The following is a 2904-nucleotide window of genomic DNA, read 5'->3' as shown; positions in this document are numbered from 1 at the left end:
AACAGCACAAAATCCGCACGGAATAGACTCCAGAAAACTTTATGACACAGAGCATGCCCAAGTTGTCCATTTAATTTTGAAGCCAGGAGAAAAATTGAGAAAACATATAACACCGGTAGACGTAGTGTTTTACGTTTTAGAGGGCAAAGGAATTGTTGAGATTGGTAATGAAAAACAAGAGGTTGGGCCAGATACCCTCATTGACAGCCCTGCAAAAATACCACACTGTTGGTATAACAAAGGCAATGAGATTCTACGTTTCCTGGTTATCAAAACCCCAAGGCCAACAGAATCAACAAAACTGCTGTGATAGAAGAACTAAGCTACTAAATACGGAGGTGCTGACATGCCCAAGATAAAGAGAAAAATCATTAAAATTGACGAAGACAAATGCGATGGTTGCGGTTTGTGCGCAGAAGCCTGCCACGAGGGAGCTATACAGATTATAGATGGCAAGGCCAGACTCGTGTCTGAGTCCTACTGCGATGGGTTGGGGGACTGCATTGGAGAATGCCCTAGGGGAGCCATATCCTTTGAGGAAAGGGAAGCTGAAGCTTACGACGAAGAAGCAGTGATGAAAAACAAAGCCCAAAAAGCTTGCGGCCCCCTACCATGTGGCTGCCCAGGAACTGCAGTTCGTGATTTAAGAGAAGTTACAAGCAAAACTACTACGAAAGAAGAAAGTTCCAAAGGAGCTACTACATCGGCGTTAACTAACTGGCCCATACAGCTAATGCTCGTCCCTGTCAACGCTCCCTACCTAAAGGAGGCAAACCTCCTTATAGCAGCCGACTGCGCAGCCGCTGCTTCCTACAACTTCCATGAAAGCTTTGTAAAAGGCAACACTTTACTCATGGGATGCCCTAAACTTGACGATGCAGGGCACTATGCAGAAAAACTAGCCCAGATAATTGAGATAAATACACCTTCCCAAATGCACGTAATAATAATGGAGGTCCCTTGCTGTGGTGGCCTTAAGGTCCTGGTCGAAAAAGCTATACAAGATGCCAAAAAAAGTCTAACTTTAAGGGTTACAAAGTTGAACATTCATGGAGAAATTCTGGAAGACGACAAAATCAAATATTTCTTCTCTTAAAGGCCACAGCATAAAGAGGGCGTGCTTTTCAGTTATAACAAAGAAGGCACGCCCTTCCATCCAAAACAGAAAAGAAGGGTACAACACTCGAACAATTGACCCTACAACAATATTTCAAGTCTTCTTCCATCCCCAGCTTAATTAACAGCTCGGCACTTTCAGACATATAGACTCCCCTTTCCAAGTTTTTTTCGTAAAATTCCCATAAGCCCAAAATTACCTTTGCACCATCATCTAAATCCACTTTCTTCACGGATCTTGAAATCTCCTCGACCAAGAGGCCAGCACATAGGCAGTCATCTAAAACCACCTTCCCTTCCTTGCCGGCACACAGTATTCCTATTGTATCTCCCAAAGCTAATGCCTTTCGAACGGCACAAGATGCATTTCTTGCTGCCGCTACAAGCACCCATGAGCCCGTAAGCGATGCTTCTAGCCAAGCCTTCGTCCCGTTAGAAGTGGTCATTATAGCGCCATCCTTTTCTGATGGATTAAAACGCTCAAAAACCATAGGGGAATTCCCAAGGTCAAACCCATCTATGGGAAGAGCACCTCTTTCTCCCATTAGAATCCAGCTGTCCCCTAAAAGCTTTTTTAATTGTCTTGCTTCTTCCACATCAGCTACGGGAAATATTTTCTTCCCACCATTTTCAAAAAAGGCTATAGCTGTTGTGGATGCCCGTAATAAATCAACCACTAACCAGACATCAACTTTAGGAAGATTCTCTCCGGGAGTCAAAGCTACCTTTATTACCCTGTGCTTAAAGCCCTCTTTACAGCTCAAGCTATACACCTCCATCCGCACTATAAAACTCAGCCGATAATATATAATAATGGGACGGGGCATTTTATGCTAATATCTTTGAATTCGCCATTTAATAAGCATTGATGTAAAATATTAACGAGTCGCATAACCTAAAATTATCAAATATGTTTTCACCGAACTCTAAAAAGGAGGGATATTGATGCTGAACATAACAGAGATCCTTTCTCCAGGTCTTTTTTCCGATGTTAAATTGACCGTAAAGGAAGAGGACACTGTGGGTAATTTCTCACCAAGGCTAGAACAACTCCTTTCAACGCCTGCATGCGTCAAGGCCTTTGTAAAGGCTGCCACAGAAGCAACAGATAATCACTTACCTGATGGTTATTTAACTGTGGGAAGGTCCATTTCTATAAACCATGAGGCTCCATCCTATCTTGGAACTACAGTAACTTTTAGGGCCAAGTTAACACGCATTGAGGGCAATAAGCTTTTTTATGAGCTTTCTGCGTGGGACCATCAGGGAATTATAGCGACAGGAACCCACGTAAGGGCCGTAGTAAAATGGGAAATCCTGATGAACAGAGCAAGAGAGCGTGCCTTCTCCATTGATAGGGGCGTATAAATAAACCCCCGGCATAAAGCAGGGGGAAGGCTTTAACCTTCCCCCTCGAACCATATATGCGTCTTATGCTTTTGCCGTTATTTGTATGACTTCAAACTTTGCACTGATATCTTTTCTAGATTTTTTCTGCCAAGCCCACATTTCAAACATACCGTAAATTTCTGATTCCTTTTTACAACCCCTTCTACATACAGAAGTAGCATAACTGTGCGTATTCTCAAAAAACCTCAAATGGGAAGGGCTTAAGCCTTTCCCATTTTGCGTTTTGTTCAACTGGCTTAGGGGTTACCGCCAGGTCCGCCACTACCGGGTCCGCCGTGGCCAGGTCCGCCGTGGCCAGGTCCGCCACTACCAGGTCCGCCGTGGCCAGGTCCGCCACTACCAGGTCCTCCGCCGCCAGGCCCACCGTGGCCAGGTCCG

General features: G+C 44.5%; 4 protein-coding genes. 3 read left to right on the top strand and 1 reads right to left on the bottom strand.

What is annotated here, in order from left to right:
* A partial coding sequence (locus tag H0Z23_RS08830) for a cupin domain-containing protein (protein ID WP_296869080.1) occupies positions 1–310 on the top strand: 310 nt, incomplete at its 5' end.
* A gap of 36 nt (positions 311–346) precedes the next feature.
* Positions 347–1096 (top strand): 4Fe-4S binding protein, encoded by a 750-nt coding sequence (locus tag H0Z23_RS08825; RefSeq protein WP_296869079.1) that lies wholly within the window; start codon positions 347–349, stop codon positions 1094–1096.
* A 28-nt stretch (positions 1097–1124) separates the two neighbouring features.
* On the opposite strand, the gene H0Z23_RS08820 is transcribed toward H0Z23_RS08825, so the two are convergent.
* Positions 1125–1880, bottom strand: a complete 756-nt coding sequence (locus tag H0Z23_RS08820) for a 2-phosphosulfolactate phosphatase (RefSeq protein WP_296869078.1) — start codon at positions 1878–1880, stop codon at positions 1125–1127.
* Positions 1881–2061: 181 nt separating this feature from the next.
* Here H0Z23_RS08820 and H0Z23_RS08815 point away from each other — a divergent pair, with 181 nt between their 5' ends.
* Positions 2062–2484: a hotdog domain-containing protein gene (locus tag H0Z23_RS08815; RefSeq protein ID WP_296869077.1), complete on the top strand. Its 423-nt coding sequence runs from the start codon at positions 2062–2064 to the stop codon at positions 2482–2484.
* The last annotated feature ends 420 nt before the right edge of the window (positions 2485–2904 follow it).

The organism is Thermovirga sp. (genome assembly GCF_017656375.1).
GTDB lineage: Bacteria > Synergistota > Synergistia > Synergistales > Thermovirgaceae > Thermovirga.
The sequence above is the reverse complement of the archived record's forward strand: the minus strand, read 5'-3'. Positions and strand labels throughout refer to the sequence as shown.